Raw genomic sequence first — 17,303 nt, 5'->3', positions numbered from 1 at the left:
TTTTTCGTCTTAGGGGGTGGCCGGAACTACTGCGCGACCTGGGTGATCTCGAACGGGACCGGCTGCTGAGCGCCGTGCGGGTGCTGGTCGCCCGCGTAGACCTTCAGCTTCGAGAGCATCTGACGGCCCAGGGTGTTCTTGGGGAGCATGCCCTTGACGGCCTTCTCAACGGCCTTCTCGGGGCTCTTCTCGAGCAGCTCGTCGTAACGGACGGAACGCAGACCACCCGGGTAACCGGAGTGGCGGTACGCCATCTTCTGGGTCTTCTTGTTGCCGGAGAGGTGCACCTTCTCCGCGTTGATGATGATGACGAAGTCACCGGTGTCAACGTGGGGGGCGTAGATCGGCTTGTGCTTGCCACGCAGGAGGGTGGCAGCGGTGGTCGCCAGACGACCGAGGACGATGTCCCGGGCGTCGATGACGTGCCACTGGCGGGTCACATCGCCGGGCTTGGGGCTGTACGTACGCACTTAGTAGCCTTCGCTTCTTCAGTGGATGGGGTCCAGACACACGGCACCCAGGAAGCGATCATGCAGCTGGGGCCCACAATGCCGGGGACGCTGCCCGTATGCGAGCCACTGGTAACTGCTCCAGGGAACCTACGTAAGGGCCCTTTCGCGTGAGATCGAGGACACCAATACGTATCAATCCCCGAGAGTACCCGCGCCGCCCCGTACCGGTCAAAACGCAGCTTTGAAGACCGGTACCGACGACTCACACACCACGGACAGGTCTGCACTCATCAGGGTAACGGCCCGCGCGCTCCACCCCGCACCGACCGCACAGCGCCCCCGCCGCACATGCCCGCCCGACCGTGACCGCCAGCAGACACAGCGTCGCCGCGTCCTTGAAGGCCCGCCGCGTCACCGGCTCGAACCACGGCCAGACGAACCCCGGCACCTGCGGCACCAGCGCCACCCAGAACCACGGACTGCGCGCCGGCGCCCCCGCCCGCAGCGCGCCCGCGAGCAGCAGCGGCAGGACGACCAGCAGATAGTGGTCGTAGGAGGGCCGGGAGACGAGAAAGGCCGAAAGCATCAGCATCGTGGCGCACTCCACCACCCTCGAAGGCCCCGGGTCGCCCCTCCCCCACCGCCGCCAGGCGCACCACACCCCGGCCGCCGCCGCACACCCCGCGAACAGCGTGGCCGCGGCCTGCGGCACCCCGAGCCGCGCGAGCACCGCGGCGGGCGATGCCTCGTAGAGGCGTACGAAGGCGTCGTCGCCCCGCAGCAGGAACGGCAGCGTCCGCGTGAAGAACCCGGCGGGGTCCGGCATCACGAGCGCGGCCCCCAGCGAGGCCACCGCGGGCACGGCGACCGCCGCCCCGAGCGCCCGCCACCGCCCGGCGAAGACGAAGAGGAGCACCACGGGCGCGAGCAGCGGCTTCACGGCGACGGCGGCGCCGATGACGAGCCCGGCCGCGAGCCACCGCCCGCGGGAGACGAGCAGCAGCGCGAGCGGCAGCGCGGCCGCGGACGCCACCGTCCAGTTGCCGAGCCCGACGAGGTGCCCGAAGGGCGTGAAGCCGAGGGCGAGCCCGAGCAGGCCGTACGCCGCGAACCGGCTGCGCCAGGGCACCTCGTACAGCCGCAGCGCACACGCCCAGCCCACGACGAGACCGGCGCTGACGCCCAGGGGCACCAGGAAGCGGACGACGGCGGTCGGGAGCAGGGCCTGCGGCACCGCGGCGAGCACGGCCCCCGGCAGATAGAGGAAGTGCCGGTCGGCGTAGGGCGAGCGCCCGTGGATCCAGGCCTCGGCGGCGCGCACCACGATGGCGTTGTCCATGCCCCCGTCCGGCGACCGCAGCCCCACACGGACGGCCCCGGCGAGCAGCACCAGACCGAGCACGGCCCGGACATGCCATCCGGCGGGCCGCAACAACCATCCATTAACAGCCGATTTGCCGGTATCCATACGCCTCAGGCTAGGGCGGGAACCCCACGCGACCCCGGCTCAACATCCCCAACTCCCCGTCTAAGATGCGCCCCATGAGCTTTGGGCAAGGGGGACCTCAGTGGGGTCCGGGCGGAACGGGCGGACCCGGCGGCGGGCCCACGCCCGACTGGGCGGCGCTCGCCGAGGCCTCCGAGGCGCGCGCCCGGCGCCGCAAATGGCTGATGATCGGCGGCGGCGCGCTCGCCACGGTCGGCATCGCGGCGGCCGTGGCGATCACCGTCGTCTCCGCCAGCAGCGACGACGCCTCCGCCTCGAACAAGCCGGCCAGCGAGCTGCCGGCGACGGCGGACATCCCCGGGGCGAGCGAGAACCCCGGCCCGACCTTCAAGCCGACCACGCCGCCGCCCCCGCCGGACCCCAAGGACTTCATCTCCAGCGCCAAGAAGGACAAGGCGCCGCTCACCCCCGAGGGCCTCTTCCCCGGAAAGACGTTCACCTCGGGTGAGACGGTCTACAAGAAGGGCACCACGGACAGCACCAAGCAGTGCGCGTCCGTCACGCAGCCCGCCCTCGGCGCGATCCTCACCAAGAACGACTGCACGCGCCTGATCCGCGTCAGCTACGTCAAGGGCGGCCTCGCGGTCACCATCGGCGTCGCCGTCTTCGACACCTCGGCCGAGGCGGCGAAGGTCAAGGAGCAGGTGAGCAAGGGCCTGGTCACGGCGTTGCCCGGCAAGGGCGTGCCGGGCTTCTGCCAGACGGGCGTATGCCGCGGGACGTACAACGCGTACGGCCGCTACGCGTACTTCACCACCACCGGCTACACCAGCGGCAAGAACGTGACGACCGGCGACCGCAAGGCCTACGACGTCGGCGACACCATGGCCCGCTTCGCCTTCCAGCGGATCAGCCAGCGCGGCCAGGCCCAGGCGTCGGCCGCGGCCGCAGCTCCCGAGTAGCCGGGCGGCCGGTGGTCCGGCGGCCGGGGCTCAGCAGCATCCGGCGCCGGGCAGCGTCCGCTTGTTGCGCGCTTCCTTGCTGCGCGCGGCCAGCAGCTCGTCGGCGGGGTAGCCGACCTCCTCCAGCGTGAGTCCGTGCGGCCGCACGACGTGCACGGCGGAGTCCCGCACGCCCGCTTCGAGGACCTTCCCCGGCCACTCCACGGGCCGGTGCCCGTCGCCCACGAACAGCATGGCGCCGACCAGGGACCGCACCATGTTGTGGCAGAAGGCGTCGGCCCGCACGGTGGCCTCCAGGATCCCGTCGGCCCGCCGCTCCCACCGCAGCTCCTGGAGCGTACGAATGGTGGTGGCCCCCTCACGCCGCTTGCAGTAGGCGGCGAAGTCGTGCTCGCCGATCAGCCGCTCGGCGGCGGCGTTCATGGCGTCGAGGTCCAACTCCCAGTCGTGCCACAGCACATGACCGCGCAGCAGTGGATCGACGCCACCGGGGTGGTCGGTCACGCGGTACGCGTACCGCCGCCACACCGCGGAGAACCGCGCGTTGAAGCCGGCGGGCGCCTCGGCGACCTTCCACACCCGCACGTCGTGCGACAGCCGCCCGGCGAGCCGCCGCAGCAGCTTCTCGCGGTGCTCCTCCCACACGCTCTCGGGCAGGTCGACGTGCGCGACCTGCCCCCGCGCGTGGACCCCGCTGTCGGTCCGCCCCGCGACGGTCAGCTCGTACGTCTCCTGCGACCGCGTCACGGTCCGCAGCGCGGCCTCGATCTCCCCCTGGACGGTCCGCTGCCCGTCCCGCTGCTTGGCCCAGCCGGAGAAGTCCCTGCCGTCGTACGACAGATCCAGTCGCACCCGCACGAACCCGGGCGCCGCCTCATCACTCACGTGAAAAATCCTCTCAAGCGGAACGGGCCCGCACCCCCGAAGGGATGCGGGCCCGTCCGTTACGCCGGTCAGAACGCTTACGCGTCCTTCGACTCCTCGGCCGGAGCCTCGACAGCCTCGTCGGACTTGGCCTCGACGGCCTCGTCCTTCTTGAGGGAGTCTTCCTTGACCGCGCGCTTGGTCGCGGCCTCGGCCTCACCGGTGGCCTCCTGGGCCACGGTCAGGGCCTCCACCAGCTCGATGATCGCCATGGGCGCGTTGTCGCCACGACGGTTACCGATCTTGGTGATACGGGTGTAGCCACCCGGGCGGTTCTCGTAGCGCGGGCCGATCTCCGTGAAGAGCGTGTGCACGATGCTCTTGTCGGTGATGACGGACAGCACCTGGCGGCGGTTGTGAAGGTCACCCTTCTTCGCCTTGGTGACCAGACGCTCCGCGTACGGGCGCAGGCGACGGGCCTTCGCCTCGGTGGTGGTGATGCGGCCGTACTCGAAGAGCTGCTTGGCGAGGTTCGCCAGCAGAAGCTTCTCGTGCGCGGCGCTGCCGCCCAGACGGGCACCCTTGGTGGGCTTCGGCATGGTGTTTCTCCTTGATGTCTGCCCCGGCCGTATCAGGTACCGGGGTCAGTGGCCGCGCCCCGACAGGGGCGCGGGGAACTGCGCGACCGGCCCGAGCCGGTCCGCAGAGAATTTAGTACTGCTCGGTCTCGACGAACCCGGCGTCGGCGTCGTCGTCGGCGCCGAAGGCGTCCGCGGCGGCGGTCGGGTCGAAGCCGGGAGGCGAGTCCTTCAGCGCGAGGCCCATGCCATTGAGCTTCATCTTGACCTCGTCGATCGACTTCGCACCGAAGTTGCGGATGTCGAGCAGGTCAGCCTCGGAGCGGGCCACGAGCTCACCCACGGAGTGGATGCCCTCGCGCTTGAGGCAGTTGTACGACCGAACGGTGAGCTCCAGCTCCTCGATCGGCAGCGCCAGGTCGGCGGCGAGGGCGGCGTCCGTCGGGGACGGGCCCATGTCAATGCCCTCGGCGTCGATGTTGAGCTCGCGCGCCAGACCGAACAGCTCGACCAACGTCTTACCGGCGGACGCCATGGCGTCACGCGGCCGCATGGCCTGCTTGGTCTCGACGTCGACGATCAGCTTGTCGAAGTCGGTGCGCTGCTCGACACGGGTCGCCTCGACCTTGTACGTGACCTTGAGCACCGGCGAGTAGATCGAGTCGACCGGGATGCGGCCGATCTCCTGGCCGACCTGCTTGTTCTGCACGGCGGAGACGTAGCCGCGACCGCGCTCGACGGTCAGCTCCATCTCCAGCTTGCCCTTGCCGTTGAGCGTGGCGAGGACGAGGTCGGGGTTGTGCACCTCGACACCGGCCGGGGGCGCGATGTCAGCGGCGGTGACCAGACCCGGGCCCTGCTTGCGCAGGTACATCACGACGGGCTCATCGTGCTCGGACGACACGACGAGCTGCTTGATGTTGAGGATGAGGTCGGTGACGTCCTCCTTGACGCCCGGCACGGTGGTGAACTCGTGCAGGACACCGTCGATGCGGATGGACGTGACAGCCGCACCCGGGATCGAGGAGAGGAGCGTACGACGCAGGGAGTTGCCGAGGGTGTAGCCGAAGCCCGGCTCCAGCGGCTCGATCACGAACCGCGAGCGGAACTCGTCGACGACCTCTTCGGTCAGCGACGGGCGCTGAGCAATAAGCATGAAGGAATCCTTCAGTCAGGGGCACCCACTATTTGATGCCCTGAGATGTTTCAAGGGTACGGGCGGCACGCCTCCGAAGAGCCGTACCGCCCGAATCCAGGTAAAGCTAAGACAACCGTGCGTCAGACGCGGCGGCGCTTGGGCGGACGGCAGCCGTTGTGCGGCGTGGGCGTCACGTCCTGGATCGAGCCGACCTCAAGGCCGGTCGCCTGGAGCGAACGGATGGCGGTCTCACGACCGGAACCCGGGCCCTTGACGAAGACGTCGACCTTGCGCATGCCGTGCTCCTGCGCGCGACGGGCAGCCGACTCGGCGGCCATCTGCGCGGCGAACGGCGTGGACTTGCGCGAGCCCTTGAAGCCGACGTGGCCGGCGGAGGCCCACGAGATCACGTTGCCGGTCGGGTCCGTGATGGACACGATCGTGTTGTTGAACGTGCTCTTGATGTGAGCGTGCCCGTGGGCAACGTTCTTCTTTTCCTTGCGGCGCACCTTCTTGGCAGCGCCCTGACGACCCTTGGGGGGCATCTATAACTCCTACGGGAGGTGGTCGGTCCTGCAGCGACAGCTGTCGATAGACCGCTGAGCGAGGACTACTTCTTGCCCGGCTTCTTCTTACCGGCGATGGCGCGACGCGGGCCCTTGCGGGTGCGGGCGTTGGTGCTGGTGCGCTGACCGCGGACGGGCAGGCCACGACGGTGACGCAGACCCTGGTAGCAACCGATCTCGACCTTGCGGCGGATGTCGGCCTGGATCTCGCGACGGAGGTCACCCTCGGTCTTGATGTTGGCGTCCACGTACTCGCGGATCTTGACGAGGTCTTCCTCGGTCAGATCGCGGACGCGGGTGTTGCGGTCCACCTCGGTGGCGTCCAGCGTCTGCTGGGCCAGCGTGCGGCCGATGCCGAACACGTAGGTGAGGGCAACCTCGATGCGCTTTTCGCGCGGGAGGTCAACGCCTTCAACGCGTGCCATTCATGGCTCCTGTTGATTCTTCGGAGGTCTTCAGCAGTACCACTCCCAGCGGCCGTATGAGGTACCTACTGGGTCCCCGGCCTCCGACCGGGGGTGTCGCCCTCCATTACCGATGGATCTGAAGAGGGACGGGTGCTGCGTATCTACTTACGTGCGTCGCGCGAAAATCTGCGAACTGCAGTCGTGCGTCAGCCCTGGCGCTGCTTGTGGCGCGGGTTGTCGCAGATGATCATGACCCGGCCGTGACGGCGGATCACCCTGCACTTGTCGCAGATCTTCTTGACGCTCGGCTTGACCTTCATTGGGTGAGGTTCTCCGGGTCAGTGCCACCACCCCGCCGGAACGGAGTGCGGGCAAGATCTACTTGTACCGGTAGACGATCCGGCCACGCGTCAGGTCGTACGGAGACAGCTCCACCACGACCCGGTCGTCAGGGAGGATACGGATGTAGTGCATACGCATCTTGCCGCTGATGTGTGCCAGGACCTGGTGGCCGTTCTGGAGCTCCACCTTGAACATGGCGTTCGGAAGAGACTCGACGACAGTGCCTTCGATCTCGATGGCACCTTGCTTCTTGGCCACGCTTCGCCCTTCGAATCGACTACCTTGATCGACTTCATGCTCCGTATGCAGACACACGGATGCACGAGAGCCGACGCGTCAGTCTACGTCAGTGCACTCGGAAAGACGAATCGAGAAAGTCTGCCCCATGCCGTAGATCCTTAAGCAACCGGCTGGCCGACCGGCGCCGCATGGCGCACCGACTGCTGTGGGCAGGCGTGCCGCAGGGCGGCACGGGTGGGCACAGCCCACGGCGCCGCCCCGCGAGAACCACGGCTCCCACCCGGCGCAGCCGGACGGCTCAGCCCAGCGGGTCCGGCGCCGGAGTCACCCCGTACGCCGCGAGGCGCTCACGCCCGCAGTCCGGGGCCGTCAGGACGAGCGGGCCCTCCTCCGTGAGGGCCACCGAGTGCTCCCAGTGCGAGGACCACGTGCCGTCCGTCGTGATGACCGTCCAGTCGTCCTCCAGGACCTCCGTGCGCGGGGTGCCCAGGGAGACCATCGGCTCGATGGCGAGGCAGAAGCCGGGGACCAGCTTGGGGCCCTTGCCGCGGCGGCGCTCGACGTAGTTCAGGAGGTGCGGGTCCATGTGCATCTCGGTGCCGATGCCGTGACCGCCGTAGTCCTCGACGATCCCGTACTTGCCGCCGCCCGGCTTCGGCTGGCGGCGGATGTACGTCTCGATGGCACGGGAGATGTCGACCAGGCGGTTGCCCTGCTTCATCGCCGCGATGCCGGCCCACATCGACTCCTCGGTCACCCGGGAGAGCTCCACCAGCTCAGGAGCGTGTCCGGTGCCGACGAACGCGGTGTAGGCCGCGTCACCGTGCCAGCCGTCGATGATCGCGCCCGCGTCGATGGAGATGATGTCGCCGTCCTTGAGGACGGTCTTGTCGTCGGGGATGCCGTGCACGACGACCTCGTTCACGGAGGTGCAGATCGTCGCCGGGAAGCCGCCGTAGCCGAGGAAGTTGGACTTCGCGCCGTGCTCGGCGATCACCTTGCGGGCGACGTCGTCGAGGTCCTTGGTCGTGGCCCCGGGCACCGCGGCCTCACGCGTGGCCGCGTGGATGGCGGCGACGACAAGGCCCGCCTCACGCATCTTCGCGATCTGCTCGGGGGTCTTGATCTGCACCATGGGGCTTCCGCTCTCCGTCATCCGTCCAACAACCGGCTACGTACACAACAGTACGGCCGCGGTCCCCCGAGGGGCACCGCGGCCGAAACAGCGTACTGGTCACTACTGACTACTTGTCGCCCTTCAGGGCGTCCATCGCACGCTCGGTGACCTCGTCCACCTTGCCGAGCGCCGAGATCGTGACGACCAGACCCTGGGTCCGGTAGTAGTCGATGATCGGCTCGGTCTGCGTGTGGTAGACCTCAAGGCGCTTGCGGACGGTGTCCTCGCTGTCGTCCTCGCGCTGGTACAGCTCGCCGCCGCAGACGTCGCAGACACCTTCCTGCTCCGGCTGCGAGTACGTCACGTGGAAGACGTGGCTGGAGTCCTTGCGGCAGATGCGGCGGCCGGCGATCCGCTTGACGACCTCGTCCTCGGGGACCTCCAGGTCCAGGACGGCGTCGAGCTTCACGTCATCGGCCTTGAGCGCCACGTCCAGCGCCTCCGCCTGCGACACGTTGCGCGGGAACCCGTCGAGCAGGAAACCGTGCTCGGCGTCCGGCTGCGCCATGCGGTCCTTCGCCATGCCGATCGTCACCTCGTCGGGCACGAGGTTCCCGGCGTCCATGAACGCCTTCGCCCGCTTGCCCAGCTCCGTGCCCTGGCTGATGTTGGCACGGAAGAGGTCGCCCGTGGAGATGTGCGGGATCGACAGGTTCTTGGCGAGGAACGCGGCCTGCGTTCCCTTGCCCGCACCGGGCGGCCCGACGAGGACGATTCGCATCAGCGGAGGAACCCTTCGTAATTGCGCTGCTGGAGCTGGCTCTCGATCTGCTTCACGGTTTCCAGACCCACACCCACGATGATGAGGATGCTCGTCCCGCCGAACGGGAAGTTCTGGTTGGCCCCGAAGCCCACCAACGCCATCGTCGGCACAAGAGCGATCAGACCCAGATACAGCGAACCCGGCCAGGTGATCCGGTTGAGTACGTAGCTCAGGTACTCAGCGGTCGGACGGCCAGCCCGGATGCCCGGGATGAAGCCACCATACTTCTTCATGTTGTCGGCGACTTCCTCGGGGTTGAAGGAGATCGCGACGTAGAAGAAGGCGAAGAAGACGATCAGCACGAAGTACGTGGTGATGTAAACCGGGTGGTCACCTGTGGTCAGGTTCGCGTCGATCCACTGCTTCCATCCCGAGTTGCCACCGGCGAACTTGGCGACCAGCGCCGGAATGTAGAGCAGCGAAGAGGCGAAGATCACAGGGATGATGCCCGCCTGGTTCACCTTCAGCGGGATGTACGTCGACGTACCGCCGTAGGACCTGCGGCCGATCATGCGCTTCGCGTACTGAACGGGGATGCGCCGCTGCGCCTGCTCGACGAAGACCACCAGGCCGACCATGACGAGACCGACCGCGATGACGGTGCCGAACTCGATCCAGCCGTCGGCGAGCGAGCCCTCCTCCTTGATGGCCCACAGGGCGGCGGGGAAGGTCGCGGCGATCGAGATGAACATCAGGATCGACATGCCGTTGCCGATGCCGCGGTCGGTGATCAGCTCGCCGAGCCACATGACGGTGGCCGTACCGGCGGTCAGCGTGATGACCATGGTCATGGTGACGAAGATCGACTGGTCGGGGACGATCTCGCTGGCGACCGGGCAGCCCTGGAAGATGCTGCCGGTGCGGGCGGTGGCCACCAGACCGGTGCCCTGGAGGATCGCGAGCGCGATGGTCAGATAGCGCGTGTACTGCGTGATCTTCGCCGTGCCGGCCTGGCCCTCCTTCTTGAGGGCCTCGAGCCGCGGGATCACCACGGTCAGCAGTTGCAGAATGATGCTCGCCGTGATGTACGGCATGATGCCGAGCGCGAAGATCGTGATCTGCAGCAGCGCGCCACCGCTCATCATGTTGACCAGGCCGAACAGACCCTGGTTCTGACTCGCGCTGTCGACGCAGGTCTGAACGTTCCGGTAGTCGACGCCGGGGATCGGCACGTGCGTACCGATCCGGTAGATCACAATGATGCCAAGCGTGAAGAGCAGCTTCTTGCGCAGGTCGGGCGTCTTGAACGCCCGGGCGAACGCGGTGAGCACGGTGCCTCCTGCGACCCCCGCGCGCGTGCGCCAGAGGTGGTGGTCTTGAGGTTCGACGAATACGTATCAGTCAACAAAACCGTGCGGGCAGACCGCACGGAGCTTAGACAGTGCACGCCACCTTACCGGCGTCCGTGCCCCCCTTGGAACGACCAACCGGGGATGCCCCTTTTGTGGGGCATCCCCGGCTGGGAATCGCTCATGTCATCGACACGTCTGAGGGAATCAGACGAGCTCGGTGACGGTACCGCCCGCGGCGGTGATCTTCTCCTTGGCGGAGCCGGAGACGGCGTCGACCGTCACCTGCAGCGCCACGGAGATCTCGCCCTGGCCGAGGACCTTGACGAGGCTGTTCTTGCGAACGGCACCCTTGGCGACGAGACCCTCGACGGTGACCTCGCCACCCTCCGGGTACAGCGCGCTCAGCTTGTCGAGGTTCACGACCTGGAACTCGGTCTTGAACGGGTTCCGGAAGCCCTTGAGCTTCGGGAGACGCATGTGGAGGGGCATCTGGCCACCCTCGAAGCGCTCCGGAACCTGGTAACGGGCCTTGGTGCCCTTGGTACCACGACCAGCGGTCTTACCCTTGGACGCCTCACCACGACCCACACGGGTCTTGGCGGTCTTGGCGCCCGGGGCGGGCCGGAGGTTGTGGACCTTCAGCGGGTTCTGCTCCGCCATGTCAGTCGACCTCCTCAACCGTCACGAGGTGGCGGACGGTGTGCACCATTCCGCGGAACTCGGGGCGGTCCTCCTTGACGACCTGCGTGTTGATGCCCTTGAGACCAAGGGAACGCAGGGTGTCGCGGTGGTTCTGCTTGCTGCCGATGTACGACTTCGTCTGCGTGATCTTGAGCTGTGCCATTACGCAGCACCAGCCCCGGCACGCGCCCGCAGCAGAGCCGCGGGAGCGACGTCCTCGAGGGGCAGACCACGGCGAGCCGCGATCTCCTCGGGACGCTGCAGACCCTTGAGGGCCGCCACGGTCGCGTGCACGATGTTGATCGCGTTCGACGAACCGAGTGACTTCGACAGGATGTCGTGAACGCCGGCGCACTCGAGCACGGCACGCACCGGGCCACCGGCGATAACACCGGTACCGGGGGAAGCAGGCTTGAGCAGGACGACGCCCGCGGCCTTCTCGCCCGTGATCGGGTGCGGGATGGTGCCCTGGATACGGGGGACCTTGAAGAAGTGCTTCTTGGCCTCCTCAACACCCTTGGCGATGGCGGCCGGCACCTCCTTGGCCTTGCCGTAACCGACACCCACGGTGCCGTCACCGTCGCCCACTACGACGAGCGCAGTGAAGCTGAAGCGACGACCACCCTTCACAACCTTGGCGACGCGGTTGATCGCGACAACGCGCTCAACGTACGCGGTCTTCTCGGCGGCAGCAGCGCCACCGTCGCGACCCTTCCGGTCCCGCCGCTCGCCGCCACCGGCACCGCCACCGCGGCGCTGGGGTCCAGCCATTGGAATTACCTCTCTCTGTTTCCGCTAGCTACGCAGCATCAATGAGTCGCTGCGCGAACGGGCAGGACTCAGAACTTGAGTCCGGCTTCGCGGGCGGCGTCCGCCAGGGCGGCGATGCGCCCGGCGTACTGGTTACCACCACGGTCGAACACGACAGTCTCGACACCGGCGGCCTTGGCGCGCTCGGCGACCAGGGCGCCGACCGACTTGGCCTGCGCGGACTTGTCGCCCTCGCCGCCGCGGATCGTGGTGTCCAGGGTCGACGCCGACGCAAGGGTGTGACCCTTGATGTCGTCGATGACCTGGGCCACGATGTGGCGGTTGGAGCGCGTCACGACCAGGCGCGGACGCTCAGCCGTACCCGAGATGTGCTTACGGATGCGGATGTGACGACGCTTGATGGCAGCACGCTTGTAAGCGTCGCCCTTAGCAATCTTGACACCGTATGCCATGGCTTACTTACCCGCCTTTCCGACCTTGCGGCGGATGACTTCGCCTTCGTACTTGACGCCCTTGGCCTTGTACGGGTCGGGCTTGCGCAGCTTGCGGATGTTGGCCGCAACCTCGCCGACCTTCTGCTTGTCGATGCCCTCGACCGAGAACTTGGTCGCCGATTCGACCTTGAAGGAGATGCCCTCGGGCGCCTCGATCAGGATCGGGTGGCTGTAGCCGAGCGAGAACTCCAGGTTGGAGCCCTTCGCCAGGACGCGGTAACCGACACCGCTGATTTCGAGCTTCTTCACGTAACCCTGGGTCACGCCGGTGATCATGTTCGCCACCAGCGTGCGGGACAGGCCGTGCAGGGCCTTGTTCTGACGCTCGTCGTTCGGGCGGGTGACGTTCAGGACGCCGTCCTCACCCTTAGCGATCTCGATCGGCGCGACGATGGTGTGGCTCAGGGTTCCCTTGGGGCCCTTGACCGCGACCGTCTGGCCGTCGATGGTGACGTCCACGCCGGCGGGAACCGTGATGGGGAGCTTGCCAATACGCGACATTAGCTATTCCTCCGTTCCCGACTACCAGACGTAGGCGAGGACTTCCCCACCTACGCCCTTCTTGCCTGCCTGCTGGCCGGTGAGCAGACCGTGGGACGTGGAGATGATCGCCACGCCCAGGCCGCCGAGCACCTTCGGCAGGTTGGTGGACTTCGCGTAAACCCGGAGACCGGGCTTGGAGATCCGCTTGATGCCCGCAATGGAGCGCTCACGGTTCGGGCCGAACTTCAGCTCGAGAACGAGGTTCTTGCCAACCTCGGCGTCCTCGACCTTCCAGCCCGTGATGAAGCCCTCCTGCTGGAGGATCTCCGCGATGTGAGACTTGATCTTGCTGTGCGGCATCGCCACGGTGTCGTGGTACGCCGAGTTCGCGTTACGCAGACGAGTCAGCATGTCCGCGATCGGATCAGTCATGGTCATGAATTGGCCTTCGGCCTCTCTCGCCGGGGTTTCCTATCTGCGCCATCCCTCTCCCCACTCAGAGGCGGGACGGGTGCGGCGCGGGGACCTACGGCGTAGTAAGTCGGTCAGGGCGGCAGACGCCCAACCCTCCTAGCCTAAGCCATGGAGGGGAGGGCATCTGCCGACCCTTTACTTACCGAGAGATCCAGGAGTCCTAAAAACCCTTGAAGGGCAGGACTACCAGGAGCTCTTGGTCACGCCCGGCAGCTCGCCACGGTGAGCCATCTCACGAAGGCACACGCGGCAGAGGCCGAACTTGCGGTAGACGGAGTGCGGACGGCCGCAGCGCTGGCAGCGGGTGTACGCACGCACACCGAACTTGGGCTTACGAGCAGCCTTGGCAATCAGAGCCTTCTTCGCCATCTCGCTTACGCCTCCTTGAACGGGAAGCCGAGGTGACGAAGGAGGGCACGGCCCTCGTCGTCGTTGGTCGCCGTGGTGACCACGGTGATGTCCATACCCCGGACGCGGTCGATCTTGTCCTGGTCGATCTCGTGGAACATGACCTGCTCCGTGAGACCGAAGGTGTAGTTGCCACGGCCGTCGAACTGCTTGGGGGACAGACCACGGAAGTCGCGGATGCGCGGCAGCGCGAGCGACAGGGTGCGGTCCAGGAACTCCCACATGCGGTCGCCACGGAGCGTGACGTGGCAGCCGATCGGCTGGCCCTCGCGCAGCTTGAACTGCGCGATGGACTTCCGGGCCTTCGTCACGGCCGGCTTCTGGCCGGTGATCGTGGTCAGGTCGCGGATGGCGCCGTCGATCAGCTTCGAGTCACGGGCGGCGTCGCCGACACCCATGTTCACCACGATCTTGACCAGGCCGGGGATCTGCATGACGTTCTCGTACGAGAACTCCTCACGCAGCTTGCCCGTGATCTCCTCGCGGTACTTCGTCTTGAGACGCGGAGTGGTGGTGGTCGTCATCAGATGTCCTCACCCGTCCGCTTGGCAACGCGGATCTTGTTGCCCTCGTCGTCGAAGCGGTAACCGACGCGCGTGACAACCTTGTTGCCGTCCTTCTCCACGACCAGCTGGACGTTGGAGACGTGGACGGGGGCCTCGGTGGTCACGATGCCGCCGGCCTGCGAGCCGCTGGCGGTCGGGCCGGCCTTCGTGTGCTTCTTGACCCGGTTGACACCCTCGACCAGGACGCGCTCGTCGCGCGGGTAAGCGGCAATGACCTTGCCCTGCTTGCCCTTGTCCTTACCGGTGATGACCTGGACCAGGTCGCCCTTCTTGATCTTCATGCTTACAGCACCTCCGGCGCGAGCGAGATGATCTTCATGAACTTCTTCTCGCGCAGCTCACGGCCGACGGGGCCGAAGATACGGGTGCCGCGAGGGTCGCCGTCGTTCTTCAGAATGACGGCGGCGTTCTCGTCGAAGCGGATGTACGAGCCGTCCGGACGGCGGCGCTCCTTGACGGTGCGAACGATGACCGCCTTGACGACGTCACCCTTCTTCACGTTGCCACCGGGGATCGCGTCCTTGACGGTGGCGACAATGACGTCACCGATGCCCGCGTAGCGGCGACCCGAGCCACCGAGAACACGGATGGTGAGAATTTCCTTCGCACCCGTGTTGTCGGCGACGCGCAGTCGCGACTCCTGCTGGATCACGTCTATCTCCTGATTGTCTGCCGGTTCCCCCGGGGCAGTTCAGTGAACTGCCCCGGGAGCCTGGCGGAACGAACTCCTAGGGATACCCCTGGGAGAATTACTTGGCCTTCTCGAGGATCTCGACGATGCGCCAGCGCTTGGTCGCCGACAGCGGACGCGTCTCCATCAGGAGGACGCGGTCGCCGACGCCGGCAGCGTTCTGCTCGTCGTGGGCCTTGAGCTTGTTCGTACGGCGGATGACCTTGCCGTACAGCGCGTGCTTCACACGGTCCTCGACGGCGACGACGACGGTCTTGTCCATCTTGTCGCTGACGACCAGACCCTCGCGGGTCTTGCGGAATCCGCGGGTCTCGGTGTTCTCAGTCACGTTGTTCTCGCTCATCAGGCGCTCTCCACCGTCTCGATGCCCAGCTCGCGCTCACGCATCAGGGTGTAGATCCGCGCGATGTCCTTACGGACGGCCTTGAGCCGGCCGTGGTTCTCGAGCTGGCCCGTCGCCGCCTGGAAGCGGAGGTTGAACAGCTCTTCCTTGGCTTCGCGGAGCTTGTTGACAAGCTCCTCGTCGCCCAGATCGCGCAGCTCGGAAGCCTTGGTACCGGCCGACATCACGACTCACCTGCCTCGCGCCGGACGATGCGGCACTTCATCGGAAGCTTGTGAGCAGCGCGGGTGAGCGCCTCACGAGCAATCTTCTCGTTCGGGTAGGACAGCTCGAACATCACCCGACCCGGGTGAACGTTCGCGACCCACCACTCGGGCGAACCCTTACCGGAACCCATGCGGGTCTCGGCAGGCTTCTTGGTCAGCGGGCGGTCCGGGTAGATGTTGATCCAGACCTTGCCGCCACGCTTGATGTGGCGGGTCATCGCGATACGAGCCGCCTCGATCTGGCGGTTGGTCACGTACGCCGGCGTGAGGGCCTGAATGCCGTACTCGCCGAACGCAACCGTCGTACCGCCCTTGGCCTGACCACGGCGCTTCGGGTGGTGCTGCTTGCGGTGCTTGACCCTACGGGGGATCAGCATTTCGGTCAGGCCTCCGTTCCGGTGCTCTCAGCAGCCGGAGCAGCGGCGGCGGGAGCGTCGGCCTTGGGGGCCTCGGCAGCCGGCGCGGACTGCTGCTGCGGCTTGCGGCCGCGGCCGCCACGCTCGCCACCACGGCCACCACGGGCCGGGCGGTCGTTGCCGCCGCCACGCGCCGGGCGGTTACCCGCACGGGCAGCGGCGTTCTCGGCGCGGACCTCGGCGATGTTCTTGACGTCGCCCTTGTAGATCCAGACCTTCACGCCGATGCGGCCGAAGGTCGTCTTGGCCTCGAAGAAGCCGTAGTCGACGTTGGCGCGGAGCGTGTGCAGGGGCACGCGGCCCTCGCGGTAGAACTCCGAGCGCGACATCTCGGCGCCGCCGAGACGGCCACCACACTGGATCTTGATGCCCTTGGCGCCGGCCTTCATCGCCGACTGCATGCTCTTACGCATGGCGCGACGGAAGGAGACGCGGGAGGACAGCTGCTCCGCCACGGCCTGGGCCACGAGCTGAGCGTCGACCTCGGGGTTCTTGACCTCGAGGATGTTCAGCTGGACCTGCTTGCCCGTGAGCTTCTCGAGGTCACCGCGGATGCGGTCGGCCTCGGCGCCACGGCGGCCGATGACGATGCCGGGACGAGCGGTGTGGATGTCCACACGCACGCGGTCACGGGTGCGCTCGATCTCAACCTTCGAGATACCGGCGCGCTCCATGCCGGACGTCATCATCCGACGGATGGCGACGTCTTCCTTGACGTAGTCCTTGTACAGCTTGTCGGCGTACCAACGCGACTTGAAGTCGGTCGTGACACCGAGCCGGAACCCGTGCGGGTTTACCTTCTGGCCCATTACCGGGTTCCTTCCTTGCTGCTGACGACCACGGTGATGTGGCTGGTCCGCTTACGGATCCGGTAGGCACGGCCCTGAGCACGCGGACGGAACCGCTTCAGGGTCGGGCCCTCATCCACGTACGCCTCGCTGATGACCAGCGAAGAGGCGTCGGTGTGGTCGTAGTTGTGCGCGGCGTTGGCAATGGCGCTGTCCAGCACCTTGCCGACCGGCACGCTCGCGGCCTGCGGGGCGAAACGCAGGACCGCCTGAGCCTCCGTGGCATCCATGCCACGGATGAGGTCCACCACGCGGCGGGCCTTCATGGGCGTGACGCGGATGTACCGCGCCTGGGCCCTGGCTTCCATGGTTGTCCCTTCGGTGTTAGTCATAGTCGATTCCACCCCGCCTTAGCGGCGCTTCGACTTCCGGTCGTCCTTGACGTGACCCCGGAAGGTGCGCGTCGGCGAGAACTCGCCGAGCTTGTGGCCGACCATCGACTCGGTGACGAACACCGGGATGTGGGTCTTGCCGTTGTGCACCGCGATCGTGTGGCCCAGCATGCTGGGGATGATCATCGAGCGACGGGACCAGGTCTTGATGACGTTCTTGGTGCCGGCTTCGTTCTGGGCGTCCACCTTCTTTACGAGGTGGTCGTCGACGAAGGGCCCCTTCTTGAGACTGCGCGGCATCT

At 66.9% G+C, this 17,303-nt stretch carries 29 protein-coding genes; 1 reads left to right on the top strand and 28 read right to left on the bottom strand.

All coding sequences use genetic code 11. The annotated features are described in order from the left end of the window. Window positions 1–26 precede the first annotated feature (26 nt). Together rplM and CP975_RS21110 are read right to left on the bottom strand one after the other, a co-directional pair. Window positions 27–470, bottom strand: a complete 444-nt coding sequence (rplM, locus tag CP975_RS21115) for a 50S ribosomal protein L13 (protein ID WP_030782512.1) — start codon at window positions 468–470, stop codon at window positions 27–29. A 244-nt stretch (window positions 471–714) separates the two neighbouring features. Then, entirely contained in the window at window positions 715–1,920 is a 1,206-nt protein-coding gene (locus tag CP975_RS21110) for a glycosyltransferase family 87 protein (protein ID WP_150477219.1), read from the bottom strand. A gap of 74 nt (window positions 1,921–1,994) precedes the next feature. Here CP975_RS21110 and CP975_RS21105 point away from each other — a divergent pair, with 74 nt between their 5' ends. Further along, window positions 1,995–2,861 (top strand): hypothetical protein, encoded by an 867-nt coding sequence (locus tag CP975_RS21105; protein ID WP_055527110.1) that lies wholly within the window; start codon window positions 1,995–1,997, stop codon window positions 2,859–2,861. Between the two features lie 30 nt (window positions 2,862–2,891). Here the strand turns inward: CP975_RS21105 and truA are convergent, their stop codons facing one another. The 26 genes from truA to rpsS all read right to left on the bottom strand — a co-directional run bounded on the left by truA (window position 2,892) and on the right by rpsS (window position 17,301). After that, window positions 2,892–3,746 (bottom strand): tRNA pseudouridine(38-40) synthase TruA, encoded by an 855-nt coding sequence (truA, locus tag CP975_RS21100; RefSeq protein ID WP_055527111.1) that lies wholly within the window; start codon window positions 3,744–3,746, stop codon window positions 2,892–2,894. Window positions 3,747–3,823: 77 nt separating this feature from the next. Then, window positions 3,824–4,324: a 50S ribosomal protein L17 gene (rplQ, locus tag CP975_RS21095; protein ID WP_055527113.1), complete on the bottom strand. Its 501-nt coding sequence runs from the start codon at window positions 4,322–4,324 to the stop codon at window positions 3,824–3,826. Window positions 4,325–4,436: 112 nt separating this feature from the next. After that, the gene (locus CP975_RS21090; RefSeq protein ID WP_016645160.1) at window positions 4,437–5,459 is read right to left on the bottom strand and encodes a DNA-directed RNA polymerase subunit alpha; all 1,023 of its coding nucleotides are present in this window, start codon (window positions 5,457–5,459) and stop codon (window positions 4,437–4,439) included. A 122-nt stretch (window positions 5,460–5,581) separates the two neighbouring features. Then, window positions 5,582–5,986, bottom strand: a complete 405-nt coding sequence (gene rpsK, locus CP975_RS21085; RefSeq protein ID WP_003948617.1) for a 30S ribosomal protein S11 — start codon at window positions 5,984–5,986, stop codon at window positions 5,582–5,584. A gap of 65 nt (window positions 5,987–6,051) precedes the next feature. Further along, the gene (gene rpsM, locus CP975_RS21080) at window positions 6,052–6,432 is read right to left on the bottom strand and encodes a 30S ribosomal protein S13 (RefSeq protein ID WP_030782528.1); all 381 of its coding nucleotides are present in this window, start codon (window positions 6,430–6,432) and stop codon (window positions 6,052–6,054) included. A gap of 188 nt (window positions 6,433–6,620) precedes the next feature. Next, on the bottom strand, window positions 6,621–6,734 hold the full coding sequence (gene rpmJ, locus CP975_RS21075; RefSeq protein ID WP_003948619.1) for a 50S ribosomal protein L36: 114 nt from the start codon (window positions 6,732–6,734) through the stop codon (window positions 6,621–6,623). Window positions 6,735–6,792: 58 nt separating this feature from the next. Continuing rightward, complete coding sequence (gene infA / locus CP975_RS21070) at window positions 6,793–7,014, bottom strand: translation initiation factor IF-1 (RefSeq protein ID WP_003948620.1); 222 nt, start codon at window positions 7,012–7,014, stop codon at window positions 6,793–6,795. Between the two features lie 280 nt (window positions 7,015–7,294). After that, complete coding sequence (gene map, locus CP975_RS21065) at window positions 7,295–8,131, bottom strand: type I methionyl aminopeptidase (protein WP_030782531.1); 837 nt, start codon at window positions 8,129–8,131, stop codon at window positions 7,295–7,297. 109 nt (window positions 8,132–8,240) lie between these two features. Then, window positions 8,241–8,894: an adenylate kinase gene (locus tag CP975_RS21060; protein ID WP_055527115.1), complete on the bottom strand. Its 654-nt coding sequence runs from the start codon at window positions 8,892–8,894 to the stop codon at window positions 8,241–8,243. Further along, a complete protein-coding gene (secY, locus tag CP975_RS21055; protein WP_030782537.1) occupies window positions 8,894–10,207 on the bottom strand; it encodes a preprotein translocase subunit SecY in 1,314 nt (437 codons plus the stop codon). Before secY ends, CP975_RS21060 begins: the two co-directional genes overlap by 1 nt. 225 nt (window positions 10,208–10,432) lie before the next feature. Then, on the bottom strand, window positions 10,433–10,888 hold the full coding sequence (rplO, locus tag CP975_RS21050; RefSeq protein ID WP_055527117.1) for a 50S ribosomal protein L15: 456 nt from the start codon (window positions 10,886–10,888) through the stop codon (window positions 10,433–10,435). A 1-nt stretch (window position 10,889) separates the two neighbouring features. Further along, complete coding sequence (gene rpmD, locus CP975_RS21045) at window positions 10,890–11,072, bottom strand: 50S ribosomal protein L30 (protein ID WP_005481207.1); 183 nt, start codon at window positions 11,070–11,072, stop codon at window positions 10,890–10,892. Next, on the bottom strand, window positions 11,072–11,680 hold the full coding sequence (gene rpsE / locus CP975_RS21040) for a 30S ribosomal protein S5 (RefSeq protein WP_007384078.1): 609 nt from the start codon (window positions 11,678–11,680) through the stop codon (window positions 11,072–11,074). Before rpsE ends, rpmD begins: the two co-directional genes overlap by 1 nt. A 68-nt stretch (window positions 11,681–11,748) precedes the next feature. Beyond that, a complete protein-coding gene (gene rplR / locus CP975_RS21035) occupies window positions 11,749–12,132 on the bottom strand; it encodes a 50S ribosomal protein L18 (RefSeq protein WP_030782545.1) in 384 nt (127 codons plus the stop codon). 3 nt (window positions 12,133–12,135) lie between these two features. Next, on the bottom strand, window positions 12,136–12,675 hold the full coding sequence (gene rplF / locus CP975_RS21030; RefSeq protein WP_055527119.1) for a 50S ribosomal protein L6: 540 nt from the start codon (window positions 12,673–12,675) through the stop codon (window positions 12,136–12,138). A gap of 21 nt (window positions 12,676–12,696) precedes the next feature. Further along, a complete protein-coding gene (rpsH, locus tag CP975_RS21025) occupies window positions 12,697–13,095 on the bottom strand; it encodes a 30S ribosomal protein S8 (protein WP_018528360.1) in 399 nt (132 codons plus the stop codon). Between the two features lie 219 nt (window positions 13,096–13,314). Further along, the gene (locus CP975_RS21015) at window positions 13,315–13,500 is read right to left on the bottom strand and encodes a type Z 30S ribosomal protein S14 (protein WP_003956452.1); all 186 of its coding nucleotides are present in this window, start codon (window positions 13,498–13,500) and stop codon (window positions 13,315–13,317) included. A 5-nt stretch (window positions 13,501–13,505) separates the two neighbouring features. Next, complete coding sequence (gene rplE, locus CP975_RS21010) at window positions 13,506–14,063, bottom strand: 50S ribosomal protein L5 (RefSeq protein WP_030782553.1); 558 nt, start codon at window positions 14,061–14,063, stop codon at window positions 13,506–13,508. Next, window positions 14,063–14,386, bottom strand: a complete 324-nt coding sequence (gene rplX / locus CP975_RS21005) for a 50S ribosomal protein L24 (RefSeq protein ID WP_016645174.1) — start codon at window positions 14,384–14,386, stop codon at window positions 14,063–14,065. The genes rplE and rplX overlap by 1 nt, the downstream gene beginning before the upstream one ends. A 2-nt stretch (window positions 14,387–14,388) precedes the next feature. Then, a complete protein-coding gene (rplN, locus tag CP975_RS21000; RefSeq protein ID WP_003974257.1) occupies window positions 14,389–14,757 on the bottom strand; it encodes a 50S ribosomal protein L14 in 369 nt (122 codons plus the stop codon). 97 nt (window positions 14,758–14,854) lie between these two features. Continuing rightward, the gene (rpsQ, locus tag CP975_RS20995) at window positions 14,855–15,139 is read right to left on the bottom strand and encodes a 30S ribosomal protein S17 (protein ID WP_030782556.1); all 285 of its coding nucleotides are present in this window, start codon (window positions 15,137–15,139) and stop codon (window positions 14,855–14,857) included. Beyond that, a complete protein-coding gene (gene rpmC, locus CP975_RS20990) occupies window positions 15,139–15,363 on the bottom strand; it encodes a 50S ribosomal protein L29 (RefSeq protein WP_030782559.1) in 225 nt (74 codons plus the stop codon). Before rpmC ends, rpsQ begins: the two co-directional genes overlap by 1 nt. Beyond that, window positions 15,363–15,782 (bottom strand): 50S ribosomal protein L16, encoded by a 420-nt coding sequence (gene rplP / locus CP975_RS20985; RefSeq protein ID WP_030782563.1) that lies wholly within the window; start codon window positions 15,780–15,782, stop codon window positions 15,363–15,365. The genes rpmC and rplP overlap by 1 nt, the downstream gene beginning before the upstream one ends. A gap of 5 nt (window positions 15,783–15,787) precedes the next feature. Continuing rightward, entirely contained in the window at window positions 15,788–16,630 is an 843-nt protein-coding gene (gene rpsC / locus CP975_RS20980) for a 30S ribosomal protein S3 (RefSeq protein ID WP_030782566.1), read from the bottom strand. Then, window positions 16,630–16,977, bottom strand: coding sequence for a 50S ribosomal protein L22 (gene rplV, locus CP975_RS20975; protein WP_004571827.1), 348 nt, complete (start codon window positions 16,975–16,977; stop codon window positions 16,630–16,632). Before rplV ends, rpsC begins: the two co-directional genes overlap by 1 nt. Window positions 16,978–17,019: 42 nt before the next feature. Continuing rightward, the gene (gene rpsS, locus CP975_RS20970; protein WP_030782571.1) at window positions 17,020–17,301 is read right to left on the bottom strand and encodes a 30S ribosomal protein S19; all 282 of its coding nucleotides are present in this window, start codon (window positions 17,299–17,301) and stop codon (window positions 17,020–17,022) included. Between the last annotated feature and the right edge of the window lie 2 nt (window positions 17,302–17,303).

The sequence above is a fragment of the Streptomyces alboniger genome (assembly GCF_008704395.1).
In the GTDB taxonomy this organism is placed as follows: Bacteria; Actinomycetota; Actinomycetes; order Streptomycetales; family Streptomycetaceae; genus Streptomyces; species Streptomyces alboniger.
This window is presented reverse-complemented; position numbering and strand designations above follow the sequence as displayed.

Excerpts from the sequence above, each read along its gene's own strand:
- CP975_RS21110 (WP_150477219.1), bottom strand. The coding sequence starts at position 1,920 with ATGGATACCGGCAAATCGGCTGTTAATGGATGGTTGTTGCGGCCCGCC.
- CP975_RS21105 (WP_055527110.1), top strand. The coding sequence starts at position 1,995 with ATGAGCTTTGGGCAAGGGGGACCTCAGTGGGGTCCGGGCGGAACGGGC.
- rplQ (WP_055527113.1), bottom strand. The coding sequence starts at position 4,324 with ATGCCGAAGCCCACCAAGGGTGCCCGTCTGGGCGGCAGCGCCGCGCAC.
- CP975_RS21090 (WP_016645160.1), bottom strand. The coding sequence starts at position 5,459 with ATGCTTATTGCTCAGCGCCCGTCGCTGACCGAAGAGGTCGTCGACGAG.
- rpsK (WP_003948617.1), bottom strand. The coding sequence starts at position 5,986 with ATGCCCCCCAAGGGTCGTCAGGGCGCTGCCAAGAAGGTGCGCCGCAAG.
- rpsM (WP_030782528.1), bottom strand. The coding sequence starts at position 6,432 with ATGGCACGCGTTGAAGGCGTTGACCTCCCGCGCGAAAAGCGCATCGAG.
- rpmJ (WP_003948619.1), bottom strand. The coding sequence starts at position 6,734 with ATGAAGGTCAAGCCGAGCGTCAAGAAGATCTGCGACAAGTGCAGGGTG.
- map (WP_030782531.1), bottom strand. The coding sequence starts at position 8,131 with ATGGTGCAGATCAAGACCCCCGAGCAGATCGCGAAGATGCGTGAGGCG.
- CP975_RS21060 (WP_055527115.1), bottom strand. The coding sequence starts at position 8,894 with ATGCGAATCGTCCTCGTCGGGCCGCCCGGTGCGGGCAAGGGAACGCAG.
- rplO (WP_055527117.1), bottom strand. The coding sequence starts at position 10,888 with ATGGCGGAGCAGAACCCGCTGAAGGTCCACAACCTCCGGCCCGCCCCG.
- rpmD (WP_005481207.1), bottom strand. The coding sequence starts at position 11,072 with ATGGCACAGCTCAAGATCACGCAGACGAAGTCGTACATCGGCAGCAAG.
- rpsE (WP_007384078.1), bottom strand. The coding sequence starts at position 11,680 with ATGGCTGGACCCCAGCGCCGCGGTGGCGGTGCCGGTGGCGGCGAGCGG.
- rplR (WP_030782545.1), bottom strand. The coding sequence starts at position 12,132 with ATGGCATACGGTGTCAAGATTGCTAAGGGCGACGCTTACAAGCGTGCT.
- rplF (WP_055527119.1), bottom strand. The coding sequence starts at position 12,675 with ATGTCGCGTATTGGCAAGCTCCCCATCACGGTTCCCGCCGGCGTGGAC.
- rpsH (WP_018528360.1), bottom strand. The coding sequence starts at position 13,095 with ATGACCATGACTGATCCGATCGCGGACATGCTGACTCGTCTGCGTAAC.
- CP975_RS21015 (WP_003956452.1), bottom strand. The coding sequence starts at position 13,500 with ATGGCGAAGAAGGCTCTGATTGCCAAGGCTGCTCGTAAGCCCAAGTTC.
- rplE (WP_030782553.1), bottom strand. The coding sequence starts at position 14,063 with ATGACGACCACCACCACTCCGCGTCTCAAGACGAAGTACCGCGAGGAG.
- rplX (WP_016645174.1), bottom strand. The coding sequence starts at position 14,386 with ATGAAGATCAAGAAGGGCGACCTGGTCCAGGTCATCACCGGTAAGGAC.
- rpsQ (WP_030782556.1), bottom strand. The coding sequence starts at position 15,139 with ATGAGCGAGAACAACGTGACTGAGAACACCGAGACCCGCGGATTCCGC.
- rpmC (WP_030782559.1), bottom strand. The coding sequence starts at position 15,363 with ATGTCGGCCGGTACCAAGGCTTCCGAGCTGCGCGATCTGGGCGACGAG.
- rplP (WP_030782563.1), bottom strand. The coding sequence starts at position 15,782 with ATGCTGATCCCCCGTAGGGTCAAGCACCGCAAGCAGCACCACCCGAAG.
- rpsC (WP_030782566.1), bottom strand. The coding sequence starts at position 16,630 with ATGGGCCAGAAGGTAAACCCGCACGGGTTCCGGCTCGGTGTCACGACC.
- rplV (WP_004571827.1), bottom strand. The coding sequence starts at position 16,977 with ATGGAAGCCAGGGCCCAGGCGCGGTACATCCGCGTCACGCCCATGAAG.
- rpsS (WP_030782571.1), bottom strand. The coding sequence starts at position 17,301 with ATGCCGCGCAGTCTCAAGAAGGGGCCCTTCGTCGACGACCACCTCGTA.